This window comes from uncultured Roseobacter sp., from assembly GCF_947492555.1.
In the GTDB taxonomy this organism is placed as follows: domain Bacteria; phylum Pseudomonadota; class Alphaproteobacteria; order Rhodobacterales; family Rhodobacteraceae; genus Roseobacter.
Genome location: NZ_CANLNE010000003.1, coordinates 1,047,364 through 1,067,928, shown reverse-complemented (window position 1 = coordinate 1,067,928; position 20,565 = coordinate 1,047,364). Strand labels below are relative to the sequence as shown.

General features: G+C 61.1%; 18 protein-coding genes and 1 tRNA gene. 7 read left to right on the top strand and 12 right to left on the bottom strand.

What is annotated here, in order from left to right; all coding sequences use genetic code 11:
- Positions 1 to 2: 2 nt before the first annotated feature.
- Both ctlX and rocF read right to left on the bottom strand, forming a co-directional pair.
- Entirely contained in the window at positions 3 to 881 is an 879-nt protein-coding gene (gene ctlX, locus Q1A07_RS18395; RefSeq protein ID WP_299783572.1) for a citrulline utilization hydrolase CtlX, read from the bottom strand.
- A 32-nt stretch (positions 882 to 913) separates the two neighbouring features.
- Positions 914 to 1,834, bottom strand: a complete 921-nt coding sequence (gene rocF, locus Q1A07_RS18390; protein WP_299783462.1) for an arginase — start codon at positions 1,832 to 1,834, stop codon at positions 914 to 916.
- 109 nt (positions 1,835 to 1,943) lie between these two features.
- Between rocF and Q1A07_RS18385 the strand changes: the two genes are divergently transcribed.
- Positions 1,944 to 2,369, top strand: coding sequence for an Lrp/AsnC family transcriptional regulator (locus Q1A07_RS18385; RefSeq protein ID WP_299783461.1), 426 nt, complete (start codon positions 1,944 to 1,946; stop codon positions 2,367 to 2,369).
- Here Q1A07_RS18385 and Q1A07_RS18380 read toward each other — a convergent pair.
- Both Q1A07_RS18380 and Q1A07_RS18375 read right to left on the bottom strand, forming a co-directional pair.
- A complete protein-coding gene (locus tag Q1A07_RS18380; RefSeq protein WP_299783460.1) occupies positions 2,366 to 2,824 on the bottom strand; it encodes a disulfide bond formation protein B in 459 nt (152 codons plus the stop codon). The two genes, Q1A07_RS18385 and Q1A07_RS18380, sit on opposite strands and share 4 nt — an antisense overlap.
- Positions 2,821 to 3,399 carry a YqaA family protein gene (locus Q1A07_RS18375; protein ID WP_299783571.1) on the bottom strand — a complete coding sequence of 193 codons (579 nt, stop codon included), beginning with the start codon at positions 3,397 to 3,399 and terminating at the stop codon, positions 2,821 to 2,823. Before Q1A07_RS18375 ends, Q1A07_RS18380 begins: the two co-directional genes overlap by 4 nt.
- Before the next feature lie 127 nt (positions 3,400 to 3,526).
- Here Q1A07_RS18375 and Q1A07_RS18370 point away from each other — a divergent pair.
- Positions 3,527 to 3,610, top strand: a tRNA-Leu gene (locus Q1A07_RS18370).
- Between the two features lie 645 nt (positions 3,611 to 4,255).
- Entirely contained in the window at positions 4,256 to 6,847 is a 2,592-nt protein-coding gene (locus Q1A07_RS18365) for a Hint domain-containing protein (protein ID WP_299783459.1), read from the top strand.
- Positions 6,848 to 6,888: 41 nt separating this feature from the next.
- On the opposite strand, the gene Q1A07_RS18360 is transcribed toward Q1A07_RS18365, so the two are convergent.
- The 4 genes from Q1A07_RS18360 to Q1A07_RS18345 all read right to left on the bottom strand — a co-directional run bounded on the left by Q1A07_RS18360 (position 6,889) and on the right by Q1A07_RS18345 (position 11,221).
- Positions 6,889 to 7,509 (bottom strand): NTP transferase domain-containing protein, encoded by a 621-nt coding sequence (locus Q1A07_RS18360; RefSeq protein WP_299783458.1) that lies wholly within the window; start codon positions 7,507 to 7,509, stop codon positions 6,889 to 6,891.
- A gap of 42 nt (positions 7,510 to 7,551) precedes the next feature.
- A complete protein-coding gene (locus tag Q1A07_RS18355; RefSeq protein ID WP_299783457.1) occupies positions 7,552 to 9,969 on the bottom strand; it encodes an FAD-dependent oxidoreductase in 2,418 nt (805 codons plus the stop codon).
- 265 nt (positions 9,970 to 10,234) lie between these two features.
- Positions 10,235 to 10,690 carry a carboxymuconolactone decarboxylase family protein gene (locus tag Q1A07_RS18350; protein ID WP_299783456.1) on the bottom strand — a complete coding sequence of 152 codons (456 nt, stop codon included), beginning with the start codon at positions 10,688 to 10,690 and terminating at the stop codon, positions 10,235 to 10,237.
- Between the two features lie 12 nt (positions 10,691 to 10,702).
- Entirely contained in the window at positions 10,703 to 11,221 is a 519-nt protein-coding gene (locus Q1A07_RS18345) for an Rrf2 family transcriptional regulator (RefSeq protein WP_299783455.1), read from the bottom strand.
- A 245-nt stretch (positions 11,222 to 11,466) separates the two neighbouring features.
- Here Q1A07_RS18345 and Q1A07_RS18340 point away from each other — a divergent pair, with 245 nt between their 5' ends.
- From Q1A07_RS18340 to Q1A07_RS18330, 3 genes are all read left to right on the top strand, one after another.
- The gene (locus Q1A07_RS18340; RefSeq protein ID WP_299783454.1) at positions 11,467 to 11,628 is read left to right on the top strand and encodes a hypothetical protein; all 162 of its coding nucleotides are present in this window, start codon (positions 11,467 to 11,469) and stop codon (positions 11,626 to 11,628) included.
- A 381-nt stretch (positions 11,629 to 12,009) separates the two neighbouring features.
- Positions 12,010 to 14,430, top strand: a complete 2,421-nt coding sequence (locus Q1A07_RS18335; protein ID WP_299783453.1) for an FAD-dependent oxidoreductase — start codon at positions 12,010 to 12,012, stop codon at positions 14,428 to 14,430.
- 337 nt (positions 14,431 to 14,767) lie between these two features.
- Positions 14,768 to 15,658: a hypothetical protein gene (locus tag Q1A07_RS18330; protein ID WP_299783452.1), complete on the top strand. Its 891-nt coding sequence runs from the start codon at positions 14,768 to 14,770 to the stop codon at positions 15,656 to 15,658.
- Between the two features lie 85 nt (positions 15,659 to 15,743).
- Here Q1A07_RS18330 and Q1A07_RS18325 read toward each other — a convergent pair whose 3' ends face one another.
- Positions 15,744 to 17,051 carry an HlyC/CorC family transporter gene (locus Q1A07_RS18325; RefSeq protein WP_299783451.1) on the bottom strand — a complete coding sequence of 436 codons (1,308 nt, stop codon included), beginning with the start codon at positions 17,049 to 17,051 and terminating at the stop codon, positions 15,744 to 15,746.
- Positions 17,052 to 17,126: 75 nt separating this feature from the next.
- Between Q1A07_RS18325 and Q1A07_RS18320 the strand changes: the two genes are divergently transcribed.
- Positions 17,127 to 17,942 (top strand): metallophosphoesterase family protein, encoded by an 816-nt coding sequence (locus tag Q1A07_RS18320; protein ID WP_299783450.1) that lies wholly within the window; start codon positions 17,127 to 17,129, stop codon positions 17,940 to 17,942.
- On the opposite strand, the gene Q1A07_RS18315 is transcribed toward Q1A07_RS18320, so the two are convergent.
- The 3 genes from Q1A07_RS18315 to Q1A07_RS18305 are packed head-to-tail and all read right to left on the bottom strand — an operon-like array spanning position 17,879 to position 20,527.
- Positions 17,879 to 18,847: a site-specific tyrosine recombinase XerD gene (locus Q1A07_RS18315; RefSeq protein ID WP_299783449.1), complete on the bottom strand. Its 969-nt coding sequence runs from the start codon at positions 18,845 to 18,847 to the stop codon at positions 17,879 to 17,881. The two genes, Q1A07_RS18320 and Q1A07_RS18315, sit on opposite strands and share 64 nt — an antisense overlap.
- Entirely contained in the window at positions 18,847 to 20,388 is a 1,542-nt protein-coding gene (locus Q1A07_RS18310) for a hypothetical protein (RefSeq protein ID WP_299783448.1), read from the bottom strand. Before Q1A07_RS18310 ends, Q1A07_RS18315 begins: the two co-directional genes overlap by 1 nt.
- On the bottom strand, positions 20,378 to 20,527 hold the full coding sequence (locus Q1A07_RS18305) for a hypothetical protein (RefSeq protein ID WP_299783447.1): 150 nt from the start codon (positions 20,525 to 20,527) through the stop codon (positions 20,378 to 20,380). The genes Q1A07_RS18310 and Q1A07_RS18305 overlap by 11 nt, the downstream gene beginning before the upstream one ends.
- Positions 20,528 to 20,565 lie beyond the last annotated feature (38 nt).

Genomic DNA, 20,565 nt, shown 5'->3' with positions numbered 1-20,565 from the left:
TTCTATGTGCGGCGCGACAGGTGAAGACCTGCAATCATGCAGCGGACGGAACCGCCTGCGGTCTCAAGAGTGGGAATGCTCAGCGGCAGGAGGCGCGCATGAGCTTCGATCCGGGTGATTTGCTCTGGGGTCAGCGCATCGAGGGCGCGGGCAGAGAGGGCCAGCAGGGTGCCGTCACGCCCGCAAAGCTCGATCGCATTGCCGGCGAATGCGCCGATCTGATGCGGTGTGAGCGCGATGACATCCCGCCCGGTTTCGGCGAGACGATCTGCCACCATGGCACGGCGGGCGGGATCGGTGATCATCTCCAGCCCGACAAGGGCCATATGAGTGCCAATCGCCATCAGGACATTGGTGTGATAGACGGGGCGGCCCTGCGCGTCTGCGGCGTCAAAGGCGATGGGTTCAAAGTTGAAATGCGTGCAGAAGCGTTCGAGGATGACCGGATCGGCGCGATGGGATTTGGCCACGTAGGCCACCCGCGCGATGTGGTCGAGCACCATGGCCCCGGTGCCCTCCAGCGCCAGCCCGTCGTGCTCGAGACCCGAATAATCGATCACATCCTGCACGCGGTAGTTTGCCTTCAGGCTGTCGATCACGTCCCATCGGCGCTCGCGGCGCCGGTTGGTGGCATACATCGGGTAAACCGCGATGTGCCCGCCCGCGTGGGTGGAAAACCAGTTGTTGGGAAACACGGAATCCGGTGTGTCCGTGCCGGTGTCGTCGAAAACATGCACGGTCACGCCTGCGGCGCGCAGGCTGTCCACCACATGGTCGAATTCCATGCGGGCACGGGGGGCAACCTCGCCCTGATCCGGCGTCTGAAAGGCATTGTCACGTTGCGTTTCGGGATTCGAGCGGAAGTGATGCGGACGGATCATGACCACGGCAGAGGGGGCTTGGACCTGCACGCTCAGAACGCCCGTGTCGGCCGGTCAAAGACCCGGCGACCCAAAGCGGAGGCGGCCAGATCGACCATGACCTGCGCCGTGCGGCCGCGTTCATCGAGGAAGGGGTTCAGTTCTACCAGATCAAGGGAGGTCATCAGCCCGCTGTCATGCAGCATCTCCATGACCAGATGACCTTCGCGGATCGTGGCACCACCGGGCACCGTGGTGCCGACCGCAGGGGCCACGCTGGGGTCGAGAAAGTCTACGTCCAACGAGACATGCAGCATGCCGTTCGCCGCCGCCACACGCTGCAGAAAACTGGCCAGCGGCTTGGCGATGCCGGATTCGTCGATGTCGCGCATATCCACCCGATGGATCGCCGTGTCCTGCAAGGCCGCGCGTTCGGCGTCATCCACAGAGCGCAGCCCGATGATGGCGATGTTTTCCTGCGGCAGGGGCGTGCCCAGCGGTGGAAAGCCCTCGAAATCGGGCCGCCCGGTCACGTAGCCCAGAGGCGTGCCATGCAGATTGCCACTGTCCGTGGTCGCCAGGGTGTGAAAATCGCTATGGGCATCAAGCCAGAGCACAAAGAGAGGCCGCTTGACGGTCTCGGCGTGGCGCATCGCGCCCAGCACGGTACCCAGCGCCAGTGAATGATCGCCGCCCATGAAAATGGGGAGACCGTCCTGCAAACCGGCCTCCGCCGCCTCCGCGAGGGCGGTGGTCCAGCCGATGGTCTCCTCCAACGCGTGCAGGCGGTCGTGAGGCGTTGCCGTAAAATCCGTCGGCGCGACGTTACCGCGATCCTCGACGCGGTGGCCAAGCCCCTCCAGCGCCTCCGCCAGACCGGCGGTGCGGTAGGCATCCGGTCCCATCAGGCAGCCGCGACGGCGTTTGCCACTGTCGACAGGTGCGCCATAGAGAATGCAGGTCTGATGGGTCATGAGAGGCTCCGGTCCATGGATTTTCACCACGATACTGACCGATACGGACGGTATACAAGCGTACAATTTGAGCGTATCGAAATTCAATTGATCAGAATGGAAATCTGAAATGGACGAAACGGACAAACGTCTTGTCAGCGTGCTGCGCCATGACGCACGCGCTTCATTGTCTGACCTTGCCGGTATGTTGGGGCTGACGCGCGCAACGGTGCGCAGCCGTCTGGCGAAATTGCAGGAGCGCGGGGACATCCTCGGATTTTCGGTGGTGATGAAAGAGGATCATCTCACGGATCCCGTGCGCGGGTTGATGATGATCGCCATCGAGGGACGCGGCACGGACCGCATTCTGCGTCATCTCTCCGGCATGCCGGAAGTGCGGCGGGTGCATTCCACTAATGGCCGCTGGGACGTGATCGTTGAAATCGGGACAGAGACGTTGGAACGTTTCGACCAGATCCTATTTCAGGTGCGGCGGCTGGACGGGGTGACAGCCAGTGAGACGAGCCTCCTGCTCAGCACCCGCAAGGCAAGCTAGGCGCGGCGCAGCGCTGTCAGCCAGAGAGCCACCAGCCCCAGCGACAGAAGGGCATTCCATCCCGCCATGCTGATGCCCAGCAGTTCCCAGGCGATGTCGTCGCAGCGGACCAGCGGTGCGGTCATGATCTGATCCAGCAAGGCATCCGCGCTGAGCCCGCCGACCGGGCCGGACGTGCAGGTCGTTGGGCCTTCCCACCACCCCTGTTCGACCCCGACATGGAAGGCGCCGATCCCTGCCGTGAGCAAAGCGGCCAATGCGCCCAATGCGATCAGAATCCCGCTTTGAACCCGCAGCGCGATCAGGCCGATGACGATGGCGATGACATGCGGATAGCGCTGCCAGATGCAGAGCTTGCAAGGGGGCACGCCACCGAGATGCTGAAACGCAAAAGCGGCAATCAGCAACGTAGCGGAGCCTGCAGCGGCAAGAGCAATGGCATAGGATCGGGTCATAGAAACTTCAGCGCAAAGAAACCGCCCACCAGAAGGACAATGAACAGAGTGAACATCAGGCCGAGGCGTTTTTCAATGAAGTCGCGGATCGGCGCGCCGAACTTCCACAACAGGAAGGCGACGAGGAAAAACCGTAATCCGCGGGCCAGGATGGAGGTCGCGATGAAAGTGCCCAGCGGCATCGATGTCCAGCCGGACATGATGGTGATGACCTTATAGGGGAAGGGGGTTACACCCGCGGTGAGCACGGCCCAGAAGCCCAGGTCGTTGAAGCGGGTGTTGAACGCTTCCATGGCCTCGGCCTTGCCCAGTGTCTCCAGAATCGGGCGTCCGACGGCGTCAAATGCAAAGGCGCCGATGGCATAACCCAGCATGCCGCCCAGCACCGAGGCCACCAGCGCCACGCCGGCGATCAGCCATGCGCGCGAGGGCCGCGCGATGATCATCGGAATCATCAGCACATCGGGAGGGATCGGGAAGACGGAGCTTTCGATGAAGCTGACAAATGCCAGAACCCAAAGGGCCTGAGGGTGGTCGACCTTGCTCAATGTCCAGTCGTAGAGTTTGCGCAACATGGTCGCCATTTCCCTTTGTCCGAGCTGTGCAAGAGCATGGGCAGGATGCGGGGTCAAGCGGCGCGCCAATGATTGAGTGCAAAATCCTCTTGCCCGCAGCACGGCCACGCGGTAAGCCGCTGTCGTTGCCCAAGTGGCGGAATGGTAGACGCAGGGGATTCAAAATCCCCCGCCTTCGGGCGTGCCGGTTCGAGTCCGGCCTTGGGTACCACATTGGCAACTTTTCCCGCCGGGCGGGATTTTTCCTTTCGACAATGAGGGACCAGCACAGTCCAAAATGATTCGCGATACAGCGCAACTGTGCATGCGTGTGCATAAGTAGATTTGATTCCTCGATATTGTTGAGTTTGCGGCAAGAATGTGGCGACAAATAGGTCACAAAAACGTTCCCGCATAACGGGACATATTGTTTCCCAAATGGAAACGCAAAGGCCGTCAGCGGCCGCGCGGCAAAGATGCTGAAGAGAACTAGTGGGTTTAAATCATTCGGATTTGATCAAATTTCTCTTACCTGCGCCGTCGAAACAATCTTTCGAATTTTTCCGATTATCAACTGTGAATTGAAATCCATAGGGGGCGCAAGCGCCTTATTTTGGGACTTTTTTTGACAAATTCCCCTTTGTGCGTACGCCTTCGTTCGGTACAAAAATTTCTATGCTTTCTGGGAGCGCTGTTTGTGCTGACGCTCCGGGCGCGGAGAAGCATGCATTCGGTCGGATCATTTGATCTGATCATATTTCCCCGTGCTTTCGAGAGATGTGTGTTTGTGTGCCCGGCACCTGTGCCGTGGAGTGAGTACGAGAACGATTATGGCCCGCAGAGTCCCCAGCTCTGCGGGCAGGTTTAAGGGAAAAGAATGTCTGACAGCACGACCGACCCGAACGCGGCCCATCTTGTTGGCTTTTGGGATTTCCTCGATGGACAAGAGAATGCAGATACCGGTCTCGCGGACGGGATTGCACAGGACGGTCAGGCCTTCGGTGATGCCGAGGCAGAGGACGGGGCGCTGGAACTTGATGGGCGTCGCGACTATTTTTCGACCACGGGGGAAGACGCCCCATTCGATCTGACGGAAGGCACGATCGCCGTGCGGTTTACGCAAGGGGATCAGCCGAACAACTCCACGGATGTGCTGGTCAATCGCGGCGAATTCAATGACCGGATGCACGACGGCTACTTTGCCTTGGGTGTGACAGGGAATGGCCGGGTCACCGTCACGCATTTTTCCCAGGATGCGCGGCTGTCGCTGAAAACACATAATTGTCTGTTTTCCGAGGGTAATGATGTCCGGGTGACCTATGCGTGGTCTGCTGAGGAAGGCGGAACGCTTCTGGTTGAAAATCTGACCACTGGCGTACGGGACAGCATCGATTTCGATACCATTGGCCTGACCCTTGTCACCGATGACGACGATGGTGAGAATTTTACCTTTGGGGCGCGCGAAACCCGTGAGGATAACTACGGCAAGTATTTTGAAGGAAGCATCGACTCCGTTGCTGTTTACAACCGCGACATCATCAACAACCCGGTGACTGCGGACGGCATCGTATCCGGCTCCATCGATGCAGATCTGATCGATCTGGAGTACACCGGTGATCCCGAAGGTGACCGGATCGATGCCTCCGACGCTGTGCTGCCGGGCGAAGGACCCCAGGATGATATCGTCGATGCCGGCGCCGGCAATGACACGGTTGAGGCCGGCGCTGGCAATGATGACGTTTATGCCGGGTCCGGATCGGATGTGGTCGACGGTGGCGCAGGAAATGATCTGATCTACGGGGACCGAACGCTGGCGGGGGACGCACCGGACGGGCCCGAGACGGGTGTTGTGCGCGAAGTGCTGCAATGGGATCTGGCACCCGATCCCAACGGAGAGGACCCGGTAGAGGATAATGACCCTCTGAGCGCTGGATTTCAGCAAAACACAGGATCGGTTAACGTCAGTTTTGCGGTCTTGGGTGACGACGACGGTAGGACTCAGTTTGCGGATAACGCGCAGCTCGTCACCGGGGTCGAGACCGATGGTGATCCTGCGGATGCCAACAGCTCGCTGTCCAGCGTGCTGCGAGGGCAGGATCGTTCCGTCACCTACGAAATCGCATTTGATGCGCCAGTGACGAACGTCGATTTCCGCATCAATGACATCGACGGCGATGGCGTCGTCAGGGTGACTGCCTTTGGTCCGGATGGGACCGAAGTCCCAATTACCATGAGTGCCGGGGGGCGCATTACCCTGCTCGACACCGGAGGGGCCCTGGGCGTTGATACTGCCGATAGCAAAGGCGGATATTTGTCAGATACCAACGCGCTCTATTCCGCGCTGATCGGCATCGCGGGCCCGATCACGCGGATTGTCATCGATCACACGCAAGACGGCGCAGGCGATACCGGGATCAACATCACCGATGTCTATTTCGACGCGGCGGTTGTCCTTGACGATGATGATCTGTCCGGTGGGGACGGTGAGGACACGATCTTTGGCGAGGCTGGGGATGACACGCTCTCCGGGGGGGACGACAACGATACATTGTCCGGCGGGGCCGGAGATGATGAAATCAGTGGTGACGCGGGGGATGACCTGCTCAGCGGGGGCGAGGACGGTGGCCGCGATACGCTCTCGGGCGGAGATGATCGCGACACATTCGTGGATGTGGGCGCAGGTGATCAGATCGATGGTGGCGATGGTGGCGATGATTTCGACACTCTTGACCTGACCGGATCGCAGGGCGACGGCAGTTTCACGCTGCGGTACACATCGGATGACCTTGAAGACGGGGTGGTGTCGTATTTCGACGCCGATGGGAACCCTACCGGGGAGTTGGTTTTCGAGGACATCGAAAACATCGTGGGCGGGCCGACCCCTATCTGCTTCACGCCTGGCACCTTGATCGCGACACCGCAGGGCGAACGTCTGATCGAGGACCTGCGTCCGGGGGACAAGGTGATCACGCGCGACAATGGTATCCAGGACGTCAGCTGGAAAGGGACCCGTGGACTAACAGGTGTGGAGCTGACACGGCATGCCCACCTAAAGCCGATCCGGATCAGCAAGGGCGCGTTGGGAGGCGGTTTGCCGGAACGCGACATGCTTCTCAGTCCCAACCACCGCGTCCTGGTGTGCAGTGACAAGACGGCGCTGTACTTTGAGGAACGTGAGGTATTGGTCGCTGCGAAACACCTGACGGGCATGCCGGGTATCAAGACAGCCGAGGTGCCCTGGACCACCTATATTCACATCATGTTCGCGCAGCACGAGGTTGTGCTGTCAAATGGTACCTGGACGGAAAGCTTCCAACCCGGGGACTACAGTCTGGCGGGCATTGGTAACGCGCAGCGCACTGAGCTTGAACATCTGTTTCCCGAGTTGAAAACGCCGGTTGGGGTGGCCTCTTACCAGGCAGCGCGCCGATCGCTCAAGCGCCATGAAGCAAGGTTGTTGACGCGGTAACGAGGGAGCATTGCGCGGCGCAAGTCAGCCTTGTGCTTTCGTCAACCGGTCTGTTCCGCCCGCCATGTCACCCAGTCTTCGGGTGTGTCGAGATCACGTCGTGCCCGGTTCCCCGGCAAAGGGACAAGGGTTACCCGCCCGTCCGCCTTCGCGACAACTTCACGTCCGCCGCCGTCCCCTTTGAGCGATTTGAACGCCGGAAAGAGATCTGCCGAAAAAACGATTGGATGCCCCGGCTTGCCATCCTCTGTTGCGCCCCGCCAGATCAGTGTTTCTGACTTTAAATCAACGGCCTGAAAGACAGATCTCAAGTCCTGAATGGTCAGTTCCGGAAGATCGGCCAGCAATAACATGGCCGCGGCTGGCGCACCGGGTAAGGCCGCAAAGGCAGTACGCAGGCTGGCGTTCATCCCCTCATCCGCATCCGGAACAGGAACCCGATTTACCGCTAAGGCATCAAGGCATTGATACCTTGGATGTGGCGAAGGGGGCAACGCAACCAGAACCGGCGCATTTGTAACGGCACAGGCGATTTCCGCCTGTCGGCGCAACAAGGGTACGCCTTCGATTTCCTCCAGCAGCTTGTCCGCTCCACGCATGCGTCTGGATTGCCCGGCGGCAAGCAGGATCACGGGAAGGTCGCATGTGTCCTGCCGGGTCATACTGAAGTCTTACAGCAAGGCCCGTGAAAACGAAAGCGGTGCTCAGCCGCGCATGCGTGTCCCGTCCGGGTCAAAAAGCGGTTCGGTGATCGCCTTCGCGCCGCGCATCTGTCCCAATATTTCAATCTTTACATCCGGTTGTTCCGCCACGCGGTTGCTGGGCAGGAAGCCAAGAGCAATGGATTTACCCGCGTGGTGCGAATAGCCGCCCGAGGTGCAGAAACCGACGACGGCGCCGTCCAGCCAAATGGGTTCGTATCCCTGCACATCGGCGTCTTCGGCATCCACCTCGAAGGCGACGAGCTTGCGGGCAGGGCCGTTGTCGCGCTCCGCTTCTGCGGCTGCGCGTCCTATGAAATCATCATTTTTTCTGAAGGAGATGAAGCGATCCAGCCCGGTTTCCGCCGCCGTGTAATCCGGGGAAAACTCCGCCATCCAGCTGCCAAAGAACTTGTCGAGCCGCAAGGACATCATCGCCCGCATCCCGAAAGGGGTCATGCCGTACGGCTGACCCGCTGCCCAGAGGGTGGACCAGAGCGCGCGCTGGCTCATCGGATCGCAGTAAATCTCATATCCCAGATCGCCGGTGTAGCTGACGCGCTGCACGATGCAATCGGCCATACCGACGGTGAGGCGCCGCACGTCGAGGAACCTCATCTCCGAGATATCGCTGCGGGTTGAGGCAGCGAGTACCGCGCGGGCCTGCGGCCCCGCGATCTGAAAACCGGTCCTCCGATCACTTATATTCTCGAGGGTTACACCGTCTTCCTGATGGTGCAGAAACCAACGCCAATGGAAGGCTTGTGCCCCGTAAGACGCGGTCAGCTGGAAATGGTTTTCCGCCAGGCAGGAGATGGTGAAATCGCCAATCAGGCGGCCCTTCGGCGACAGCATGGGCGTCAGGCTGAGACGGCCCGGTGCGGGCACACGGCCTGCCATGATGCGGTTCAGCCATGCACGCGCACGAGAGCCTGTGACGCGGTATTTGCCAAAGTTCTGCACTTCGTTGATGCCCACGCTTTTGCGCACGGCCTTAACCTCGCGCGCTGTGGCATCAAAAGCGTCGGAGCGGCGGAAGGACGGGGTTTCGTAGCCAGGCTCATCACCTTGCGCGAAGTAATTCGCCACCTCCAGCCCGTATTGCTGGCCCCAGACCGCACCCATCTGCGAGAAGATATCATACATGGGCGTGGTGCGATTTGGTCGGGCAGCAGGCAATTCTTCATTGGGATAGGCGACAGAGAAACGTTTCTGATAGTTTTCAATGACTTTCGGCAGCGTATAGCCGGGGGTGATCCAGTCACCGAACCGGGCGACGTCCATCGCCATGGTATCCCGTTCGGTTTCGCCTTCGATCATCCACTGCGCGAGCATGAGACCCACGCCGCCGCCTTGGGAAAAGCCCGCCATCACCCCGCAGGCCGACCAGTAGTTGCGCACCCCCGGCACGGGGCCCACCAGCGGGTTGCCATCGGGCGCAAAGGTGAAGGGGCCGTGGATGACCGATCTGACGCCCGCGCGCTCCAGGTCGGGAAAACGTTTATAAGCAAAATCAATGCTTTGCTCGATCTTGTCAAAGTCGTTGGGCAGCAGATCCTGCCCAAACTCCCACGAGGTGCCATCAACGGCCCAGGGACGACAGGGCTGTTCATAGAAACCGATGCAAAGACCCTTGCCTTCCTGCCGCAAATAGCTTTCGCCGGCCGGGTCCATCACATGGGGGTGTTCCTTGCCGTCGGCCATCATCTCGGCGATCAGTGGCACCTCTTCGGTGACCAGATACTGGTGCTCCATCGGGTGCAGGGGAAAGTAGATCCCGGCCATGGCACCGACCTCGCGGGCCCATAGACCGCCCGCGTTCACAACGTGCTCCGCATGAATCGTGCCCTTGTCGGTGACCACGTCCCAGGTGCCGTCGGGGCGCTGGTTGGTCTCGCGCACCATGCAGTGGGTCTCGATCGTAGCCCCGCCCATGCGCGCGGCCTTGGCGTAGGCGTGGGTGGTGCCGGAGGGGTCGAGGTGGCCATCCAGCGGGTCATAGAGCGCGCCGAGGATGCCGTCGGTGTTGGTCACAGGCGCAATTTTCCGGATTTCCTCGGGACCAACGATTTCGGTTTCCAGCCCCATGAAACGGTGCTTGGCGCGCTCTGCCAGCAGCATGTCGAAGCGGTCCTGATTGTCGGCCAGCGTCACGCCGCCCACGTGGTGCAGCCCGCAGGACATGCCGGTGATTTCCTCCAACTCCTTGTAAAGCTTGATGGTATAGCCCTGCAGGGCAGCCATATTGGTGTCGCCGTTGAGCGTGTGAAATCCACCTGCCGCGTGCCAGGTGGAGCCGCTGGTCAGCTCGGAGCGTTCCAGCAGCATCACATCCGACCACCCAAGCTTCGTCAGGTGATAGAGCACCGAAGCGCCAACGACGCCGCCTCCGATAATGGCAACACGGGTGGTGGTTTGCATGAAAGCCTCCGACTGTCTGTTGAGTGCAGCTAAGACGGGGGTAACCGACGGGGCTGGTTCAAAAACGACAGAATGTGACGCTTAAGCCGGGCGTGTGCGGCGCGGTCTGTGGCGTCAGTCATGCATTCGCCCATATCCCCCGCGCCCATCATCGCGAGGTGCTATGCGTGATCCCAAAGCCGGTCCAAGTCCGGATTAGTCCGCGCGGCGCGAAGGTAACGCGCCCCGAAGCCTGCCGGTTGGCAAGGCTCCGGAACACGATACGTCAGGCCGCTTCGTCCAACGCATGCTGCATGCGGAAACCGACGGCCATGCGGTTCCAGATGTTGATTGTACCGATCGCGACCGTCAATTTGGTGATCTCCGCTTCTGAAAACACCGCCTGCATGGCCTCATACGCATCATCGGGTGCACCTGTCTGAGCGAGGTTGGTCAGGGCGTCGGTCCACCCCAGAAGCGCGCGCTCGCGGACGTCGAAAATACTCGCTTCATGCCAGACACTGACCAGCGCGATCCATTGCTCGGACAGCCCGTCCTTGCGCGCTTCCTTGGTATGCATGTCCACGCAATAGGCGCATCCGTTGATGATCGAGGCGCGCAGTTTCAGCAGGTGAATGAGCCGATGGTCCAGCCCTGACTGGCTGGCGACATAGGTTTCCAGCCCATAGACGGCTTTCACGGCATCGGGGGCGGCGGTCATGGAATCAAGGCGGAGGGTCATCGTATTGTCCTTTCAGGTGGTGGGAGTGGGATCAGGTTTTGACCGGCGCATGTGCTCGTCGAAAAACGCGCAGCCACGTGCGGCAATGGTGCCATCGTCCGCAGCGGCCAGATCGGCCAGCAGGTCCGCCAGTGTCACGGCGCGCAGCTCTGTCCGGTACGCCCGTTCTGCGCGCAGCATCGCCGCATTGATCTGGCAGGGCGCTTTGAAATGCGACGCGGGCAGGGGGTTTGGCCCGTTCTGGCGGATTTCCTTACACCGAAAGGCAGGCTCGGGCCCTTCGACGGCCAGCACCACGTCCAGCAGGGTGATCTGATCCGGCGCCCGCGCGAGCCGGTAGCCGCCGCGCGGGCCCGGTTCGGTGTGTAGAAGGTCTGCTTTTGACAGGGCTTGCAGATGTTTCAGCAGGTAGCTGGGGGAGACGCCGTGGAAATCGGCCATGGCTTTCGCAGAGAGCAGCCCGCCGTCCGGCAGGGATGCCAGCAGCGTGGCGCAATGCAGGGCCTGTTCAATACCGTCGCTGAGTTTCATCCGGAGTCTCCATCGAATCGCGGATAATAATTATCCGTGAAATGCTTGGAGTCAACTGGCAAGTATTTGAGGTGTGTATTGGTCCAATTTCGGTCAGATTTCGCGCTGATAACAAATGGCCAAGGGTTACGTCGCCCGTTCCAGGTTCTGTGCCTCGGGCAATGGCCGTAATACGCAATCAGGTTGTGCGAATGCTTTAACGTTTCTTTGCAGCATCTGTTCAACCAAAACCGACAGGGGGCAATATGCCAAAGACCAGAAACCGGCTGCTGCCTGCGAGCGTCATCGCGTTGCTTGCTGTCTGGGTGCTGAGCGCAGGCAATATGTCGGCACGGGAGTTCCGGTTTGATGGTTGGTGTCTGAGGCACTCCGGCGAAGACCTGGAGTTTTTCCCGATCCCGGCGTGACCGATAGGTGGTCCCGAGTTTCGAGCATCGTCAAACCTGCCCTTGCCACTCAACTCCGGCGGGCCGAATGGCAAATGGCCGCCGGAACTGCGCGGAGCTATTTCGAAACGCATTTATCTGATTGCGGACAGAAATAACCGGGCGTTAGGTGCGGGTGGGTGCCGCCGGGGAGCACGCGGCACTGAGCATTTGCATAGATGGATTGGGCCTTTGCCCTGATATCGCGACACAGGGTTTGGGCCGAAAGCCGTTGTTTGGCCAAAGCCTCAAGACCTGTCGGGCCTTGTCCGCCTGCGACGGAATATGTCGCGACTGCGCAACCCGGGGGTAACGGGCTGCGGCAGGTTGGGGCGCAGGACACCTCAGGAAGGACTCACCCCAATGCGCACCCATGCCCAGGCCGTTGTGATCGGAGGTGGCGTGATCGGCTGCTCGATCCTCTATCATCTGACCAAGCTGGGGTGGACGGATGTGGTGCTGCTGGAGCGCGATGAGCTGACGTCCGGGTCGACGTGGCACGCGGCGGCAAATATTCACGGGCTGCATGACAGCACCAACATCAGCCGCATTCAGCATTATACGATGAACCTGTACAATGGGCTGGAGGCGGAGACTGGGCAGAGCTGCGGGGTGTTCCAGCCCGGGTCCCTGTATCTGGCGCAGACCGAAGCGCGGGAGCATCAGCTGCGCCTGCAGGCCGCGAAGGCCAAGCTTTACGGAATGAACTTCCATGAGGTGAGCCGGGACGAGGCGGAGCGGCTGCACCCGCTGGTGAACTACGATGGCATCCGCTGCATCATGTGGGAGCCTGATGGCGGCAATGTCGACCCGTCAGGCGTGACAAATGCCTATGCGGCGGGGGCGCGGGCAGCGGGGGCGGAGATCATCCGCTTCTGCCCGGTCACGGGCACCGAGCCGCAGCCTGATGGCGGCTGGATCGTGCGCACGCCGAAAGGCGATATCCGGACCGACTGGGTGGTGAATGCCGCCGGTTTGTGGGGGCGTGAGGTGGCCGCGCTGGCGGGGGTCACACTGCCGCTGCAACCGACAGAGCATCAGTATTTCGTGACCGAGACCATTGCCGAGATCGACGCGCTGGACCGGCGCTTGCCCTCAGTCGCCGACCGGGATGGCGAGTATTATTTGCGGCAGGAGGGCAAGGGGCTGCTGGTGGGCGCCTATGAGAAAGACCTGCGGTTCTGGGCGGAAGACGGCACGCCGCAGGGCTTCGGGCATGAGCTTTTTGCCGATGATCTGGAGCGGATCGAAGACAATATGATGCGCGCGATCGAGCGGGTGCCGGCGGTGGGCGAAGCGGGCATCAAGCGGGTGATCAACGGGCCGATGATCTGGTCGCCGGATTCGAACGTGCTCTTTGGCCCGGTGCCGGAGCTGTCGAATTACTTTTGCTGCAACGGGATCATTCCCGGGTTCTCGCAGTCGGGCGGTATGGGGCTGTTGGCGGCGGATTGGATCGTCACCGGGGAGACGCGCTACGACATGTTTGCCTGGGACGTGGCACGGTTCGGCGACTGGGCGGATGCGGCATTCACCAAGGCGCGCGTAGGCGATCAATATGCAAACCGGTTCAAGATCCATTTCCCGAACGAGGAGCGTGCGGCGGGGCGGCCCGTACGGTCACGTCCGGTTTATGAGGCACAAAAGGCCATGGGGGCGGTCTTTGGGCTGAACTATGGCTGGGAACATCCGCTGTGGTATGGGGCTGAGCCGGGCGCGCAAGATACCGATGGGTTCACCCGCCAAAACTGGTGGGGGCCTGTGGGCGACGAATGCCGGAGATTGCGAGAACAGGCCGGGATCATCGATATCTCCAACTTCGCGAAGTGTCTGTGCAAGGGGCCGGGCGCAGAGGCTTGGCTGAACGCGGTCTTTGCCAACCGGATGCCGACAGCCGTGGGCCGGTCCTGCCTGACGCCGCTCATTGGCAAGCGTGGCGGGATTGCCGGGGATTTCACAGTGACACGGCTGGGGGAGGAGGAGTTCTGGGTGATCGGATCGGGCATGGCAGAGCGCTACCACCGTCGCTTTTTCAATGAGGTGCCGCTGCCCGCGGGCACAACGTTCGAGAGCCGCACGGAGGCCATGTGCGGCTTCAACGTGGCGGGGCCGAAGTCCCGCGATATGTTGCAGCGGCTGACCAACGCATCGCTCGCCACGGAGGATTTTCCTTTCATGGCGAGCCGATGGATCGAGCTGGGCGGCATCCGGGTGCTGGCGTTGCGGGTGAGCTTTTCCGGCGATCTGGGCTGGGAGCTGCATTGCGACGTATGCGATCAGGCAGGGTTGTGGGCCGCGCTTTTGACCGCGGGCGAGCAGGTCGGGGCGGGACCGGTCGGGTCGCGTGCGCTGATGTCGCTGCGGGTGGAGAAAGGCTATGGCAGCTGGTCGCGCGAGTATTCACCCGAATACTGGCCGCAGGAAGTGGGCCTCGACCGACTCTGCAAGATGGACAAGGACTTCCTCAACAAGGACGCCGTGGCGGAAACCCTGGCCAAGCCGCCGCGCGAGAGGCTGGTGCTGCTGGCGCTGGACGCTGAGCAGACGGAGGCCTCCAATGCCGATGCCACCGGCGGCGAGCCGATCTTCAAGGACGGGCAGGGCATCGGACGGGTGACCTCCGGCGCTTATGGCTACACGGTCGGCATGAGCCTTGCGTTGGGATACGTGAAGGATGCGGAGCCGGGCGATCAGGTTGAGGTCATGGTGCTGGGCCAGCCGCACAAGGCGGTGATCCTGCACGAGCCGCCGTTCGACCCCAAAGGAACACGGCTGCGTGCCTGACGGGGTTGCACTGAATAAAGTACTGCTGAGATTTCATCCATTGCAATCCCGAGTTGGTTTCGATTTGTTAAAAAGACGGCATTAACTTTAATCTATAAGCCATTTCTATTTCACAGAAAAACTTTTTTGTTGGTGCGCTGCGCTTTCGCGCGGTAGCGCTGGGATGTCAGGCAGAACCCGATCCCCGCGGCCAGTGTATGGAACGCTTTCTTTCTGGCCAATCTCAGTACATGGGCTGACGGACAGAAACGACCTCAGCCCGTTGAAGCGCGGATGTTTCAGTCGGCGCGGGGTGAGAAAGACGCTGGCGCGAACGCAACGCATGTAGGAAAGATTTATGACCTTTGAAGAAAAAACAGAAATAATGAACGATCTCGAATTACCGGATGAGTCACCAAATGCCGCTGGGGATATTGATGGCGGTAACGTAACGGAGGCGCCGGCCGACGATAGCACTCCGAACAGTATTGATCCGGACCATCCTGAACCAACACCAGCCGTTGTTTACGACATGGCACCGCTTAAAACGGTGGTTTTGAGTTCGAATGGGCTTGATCTAACCACTGCTCTGGCGGACGACGGCGCGGCGCCGTCAGATGATGATGGCGTTGATATCCCGGACGACATTGCCTGGGACCTGGCTGGGGGTAATGTCGCCGCTACGCACCATGGGCGAGACGACGATCTGCTGGATATGATCATGGAAGACATGACCGGCACCTCCGAGAAACCTGATGACGTTCTCACAAGAGATCCAGACGATATTGTCGATGATCCCACCGCTGATCATGGAGACACGGGTGACAAGGGCGGGTTGCCAGATGATGTTGTGGGCCGTGACGACGACGGCATGGAAGGACCTAATTCAAGTGATCTTGACATTGCTGATCCGGACGACATCCCCGACGATCCTACGGCAAGCGAGGGTAAGCCCGCACCACAGCAAACTGATCCCGGTGTGGTTATGTCGATGTACCATCAAATCCAGGGATCCGGGCCGGGTACGATCCACGATTTCGCCGATGATACAATCATAGAGCCCGATGACGCGGAAGGCGGCTTGCCTGATTTTTACATACGCGATGATGACGACGATAGTGACGAACTGCCTGACTTGATCGTTGCGACAGTGATTGAGGCGCCGACAGAGCAGGATGCCTTCGAGTTTGCGCTGCCCGAACCGGATCCGGGAGAAATCGGGATGAGCCTCTGGTTCGATATGGCCTGACGCCTCGATTGACCGGTGGCCCCGTACCCGCTGCTAACCCGGTACGGGGCCTTCTTTGCTTCTGTTACTACACGTCAGGCTTCGCCTAGAGAGGTCTGATCTTCAGCTCGGTGATCCGGTTGCCGTCGCGTGCGACAACCTCAAAGCGGAAGCCGTGGAAGGAGAAGACCTGACCACTGGTCGGGATCATCTGCGCTTCGTGGATCACCAGACCGGCGACGGTATTGGCCTCTTCGTCCGGCAGGTTCCAGTCGGTGGCGCGGTTCAGGTCGCGGATCGTCATCGCGCCATCCACCACGAACTGCCCGTCATCCCCACTGGTCACGGTCTGCTCCGCATCGGGGTCGAATTCATCCGTGATTTCGCCCACGATTTCCTCAAGGATGTCCTCCAGCGTGATCAGCCCCTGCAGGGAGCCGTATTCATCCACCACCAGCGCAAAATGCGTGTGGCGGCGCAGGAACTGGCGCATTTGCTCGTCCAGCGTTGAGGTTTCCGGCACGAAATAGGGTTTCATCGCCACATCCGTGATTTTGAAATCCCGTAGTTTGGCGGCATCGCCTTCCGGTCCGCCGATGATCTTGTACATGGCGCGCAACAGGTCCTTGGCATGGATCACGCCAATGATGTTCTCCGGATCGTCCTGATAGACGGGCAGGCGGGTGTGGTTGGAGGTCAGACACTGTTCCAGAATGGCCTGCGGCTCGTCCGCGACATTGATCATCTCGATGCCCGAGCGGTGCAGCATGATCTCTTCGACGGCGCGATCATTGAGGTCCAGCGCGCCAAGGATACGGTCCCGGTCTTCCTTTTCCACCACGCCTTCGGAGTGGCCCAGATGCAGGGCACCCGCGATCTCCTCGCGCACGGCGAGGATGTTGCTGTCAGGGTCGATTTTCACGCCGAAAACGCGCAGCACGCCACGCACCAGCAGCCGCACGACGGCGACGATGGGCGAAAACACCTTGACCACGATCGAAATCGGCCCGGAGACCATGGAGGCCGCCGTTTCCGAATTCGTGATCGCATAGGTCTTGGGCAGGACTTCCGCAAAGATCAGCACAAGCAGGGTCATCACCAGCGTGGCCAGCGCCACGCCGCTTTCCCCAAAGGCGCGGGTGAAGATCACCGTGGCCAGCGAGGCAGCGAGGATGTTCACCAGGTTGTTGCCCAGAAGCACCGAACCGATCAGACGCTCGTTGTCTTCCGTGATCCGCAGCGCACGTTGCGCCCCTTTGGAGCCCTTGTCCGCCTGCGCGCGCAGCTTGCCGCGGGAGGCGGCAGTCAGCGCCGTTTCCGAACCTGAGAAAAACCCTGACAGCACAAGCAGAAAGAGGATCACGCCGGAGGTGAGCCAGAATGCGCTATCAAGCGTTGCAGTCGCCGTTTCCATTTGGAATGTTATCCTAAGATGAGGTTGCAATGGTTATGGGCATGAGACGAAGCGCATTCAAGTCAAGAGCGTCAGATGCTGCGTGATCTGGGGGTGATCAACGGGCCGGTGTTGCTCTTTGGCGGGCCTTATTCCAATGCGCAGGCCACGCGGGCGCTCTTTGCAGAGGCCAAGGTGCACGGGATTTCCGGCGGTGACATGATCTGCACCGGGGATGTGGTGGCCTATGGCGCCGCGCCGCAGATCACGGTGGAATTGATCCGGCGCAGTGGCGCGGCGGTGGTGGCGGGCAATTGCGAAAAGCAGCTGGGCGCAGGCGCGTTGGACTGCGGCTGTGGATTTGCAGCGGGCAGCACCTGTGACCAGTTGAGCCGCGGTTGGTACGCCCATGCCTTGGCCCATGCGGATGCCGCATCGCGAGCCTGGATGCGCGCCTGTCCGGATGTCATCAGCTTTCGCCATCAGGGCGCGCGATATGCGGTGCTGCATGGTGGCCTGACGGATGTTGCGCGGTTTGTCTGGCCCAGCAGCGACGCGGCGGTCTTTGAAGAAGAATGGCGGGCGGTGGAGGCGGCGATTGGCCCGGTCGATCACATCATCGCCGGGCATTGCGGGCTGGCCTTCATCCGGGAAACAGAGCGGGGGCGGTGGATCAACCCAGGCGTCATTGGCATGCCTCCAAACGACGGGCGCCAGCAAACGCGGTTTGGTCTGCTGGACGGCGGTGAGGTGCGGATACACCGGTTGACCTATGATGCCGAGGCGGCGGCCACAGAGATGCGCCGCGCCGGGCTGACGCAGGGCTACGAGACAGCGCTGCTGAGCGGCTACTGGCCGTCGGAGGAGATTTTGCCCGAGGAGTTGCGCGGTCCGTCCTTGGCCAGCGGGTGATGGGTCAGCACCAGCTCTGACAGCCGCGCCTCCAGCACATGGGTATAGATTTCCGTGGTGGCCACATCCGCGTGGCCCAGCAGCGTCTGGATCGAACGCAGGTCGGCGCCATTGGCCAGCAGATGGGTGGCAAAGGCATGGCGCAGCGTGTGCGGTGTCACCTTGCCGGGCGAGACACCCGCCGCCACGGCAAATTCCTTGATCAGCAGGTAAAACCGGTGCCGCGTCAGATGTCCCGCCGCGCTGTGCGAGACAAAGAGATACTTGGACGGCGGCTTGCCGTCGGCACGGCGCGTGTCCTCCATGGCGTCGCGCAGACGTAACCAATCGGCCAGCGCCTCGCGGGCAGGGGGCGAGAGCGGCACCATGCGCTCCTTGCCGCCCTTGCCGCGGATGAGCAACATGCGGGGGTCCCCGCGCGCGGCACTCACCGGCAGGCTGACCAATTCGGACACCCGCATACCGGTCGCATAAAGCAGCTCCATCAGGCAGGTGTTGCGCGAACGGTCGCGTTTGGACCGTCCCGAGGCGCGGGCGGCTTCCAGCAGGCGGTCCACTTCGGCCTCGGACAGGGTCTTGGGCAGGCGCTTGTCCCGCCCCGGACCCGCGATCTGGATTGCCGGATTGTCGCTGCGCCAGCCTTCCTCGAAGGCAAAGCGATACAGTTGCTTGATCGCAGATAACCGCCGGGCCCGCGTGGCGCGCGACAGCCCCTGCGCGTCACATGCGACCAGATAGGTTTCCACATCCGCCTTGCTGACCTTGTCGAACCCGGTGTCGCGGTGGGCAAGCCAGCCCTCAAAATCCTGCAGATCGCGCCCATAGGCCAGCAGCGTGTTACGCGCGGCGCCCAGTTCAGCGGCCTGTGCCTCCAGAAAGGCGGAGATCCAATGCGTGCGGGTCATCAGCCGAACCTTTCCAATAGCAGTATTTGCAGACTGGCGCGGCGCATCGTGTCATCGAAACCTAACGCGCGCAGCGTGCCAAGGGCCTGGGTGATGGCCTGCAGATTGCCCGCTGCACCCTCTTCCAACAGCACCAATGTCCGCAGGATCACATCGCCAAGGGCGCCGCGTTGTGCATCCGCCAGAAGATCGCTGCGTGCGGCTCCAAGGGCGAAAGCATCAATCACCGCCTGGCTGGTTGCGTCACTGGACGACAGCCCCGCGGGATCACCGGCGGCGACAGCGCGCAACAGATCATCCTGGACCTTGGGCGCGGCTTCTCTGTACCCATTGGACAGCAGCATCAGCGTGTCGGCCAGCGCCGCGGTGCGACCGGACAGGGCGAGACCGCTGAGCCGATCCGCAAAGATCGTTGCAAAGGCGGTTTCCAGGCCCGCCTCCTGCATCGCGGTCCAGGCGGCGGGCAGCGTTTTGGCCACGGCCTCGGCCGAGCGTGTCCCGAGTGCGGTATCGAACTGCTGGATCGCCTCGACCCGGTCCCAGACCCCGCCGGAGGCTGCCGGCAGCCGTTCCGTGTAGAGCCCCAGCAGCCGATTGTCCGGCAAAGCGCCGGTTTCAGCCAGACGTTCAGCCGCTTCCAGCTGCGCCTTCCACCCCGCCACATCCCGCAGATCGGCCACCGCATAGGCGCGTGGTAACAACCGCGTGGGCAGGGGTTCCCCAATGGTTTCATGCAGGCGGAACAGCAGCGGGGTGATCGCCCGCGGCGGGCGCAGCGGCGGCAACCCTTCAAAGACTTCCGGGTGCAGGAAGCGGTCCAGCACCGCGATCTCCGCAGGCGACATCGTTTTCAAGACACGCGCCGTGTCAAACAAAAGCGCCGCCGTGGCCCAATCCCCCTGACGGGCCGCACAAAAGACCTGATGGGCCAGCCCAGGGGAAAGATGCCGCTGTGCGGTCAGGATATTGCACGCCAGCCATTCCTGACCCGTCAGCAGGGCCAGGTTCATATAGGCGGCGAAATGGGCCTTATCTCGGGTCACATCCGCCTGTTCGATCAGGGCAAGGGCTGGATCAAGTGCGCCGTAGCGCTGCAGCGCATGGACACGGGCGAGGGTAAAGATGTCCTCTTCTTCTGCATCCTGACCAGGCCCGCGCGCTTCGGTCAGCAAAGCGGTAAAGAGCAGCGCCTGTGCTGCGGGCAGACGGAAATCGGGCAAGCTGGTCAGCCGTGCGCTCAGCCCAGTGGGATCGCTCTTGCGCCACAAATCCTGCGGCAGACCGGTCACGGCGCTCGGAACCAGCCCGATAACGCGAACGGCCTCCTCCTCCAGTGGTTTGACCTCTACAACAGGTGCAATACCCGACGATGTCACCGGCGGTTCCCCCGCCGGCATCGCCACGGAAGTCATCGCCGGTTGATCCGGGTTCTGCTGCACCCAGTCGATCACGGACAGCGGTGCGTCCTGTGCCGAAACACCGTGAGCCCCGAGGCCACAGATCACCACTGCTTGCAGATATGAGGTAATCTTAGTTGGCATCCAAGGTCACAGGCACGCGCACCTCATCCTGCGGTGCAGAGAAATCGGCACCGAAAAACGGACCGACGTAGGCATAGCCGATGAGACCGATGGCCCCGATAACAATGAGAAAAAGTAGAAGTTTGAAGATGCGCGACATTGATTTACTGCCTTGTTTGCCTGCCTGTTTTTAGAAAC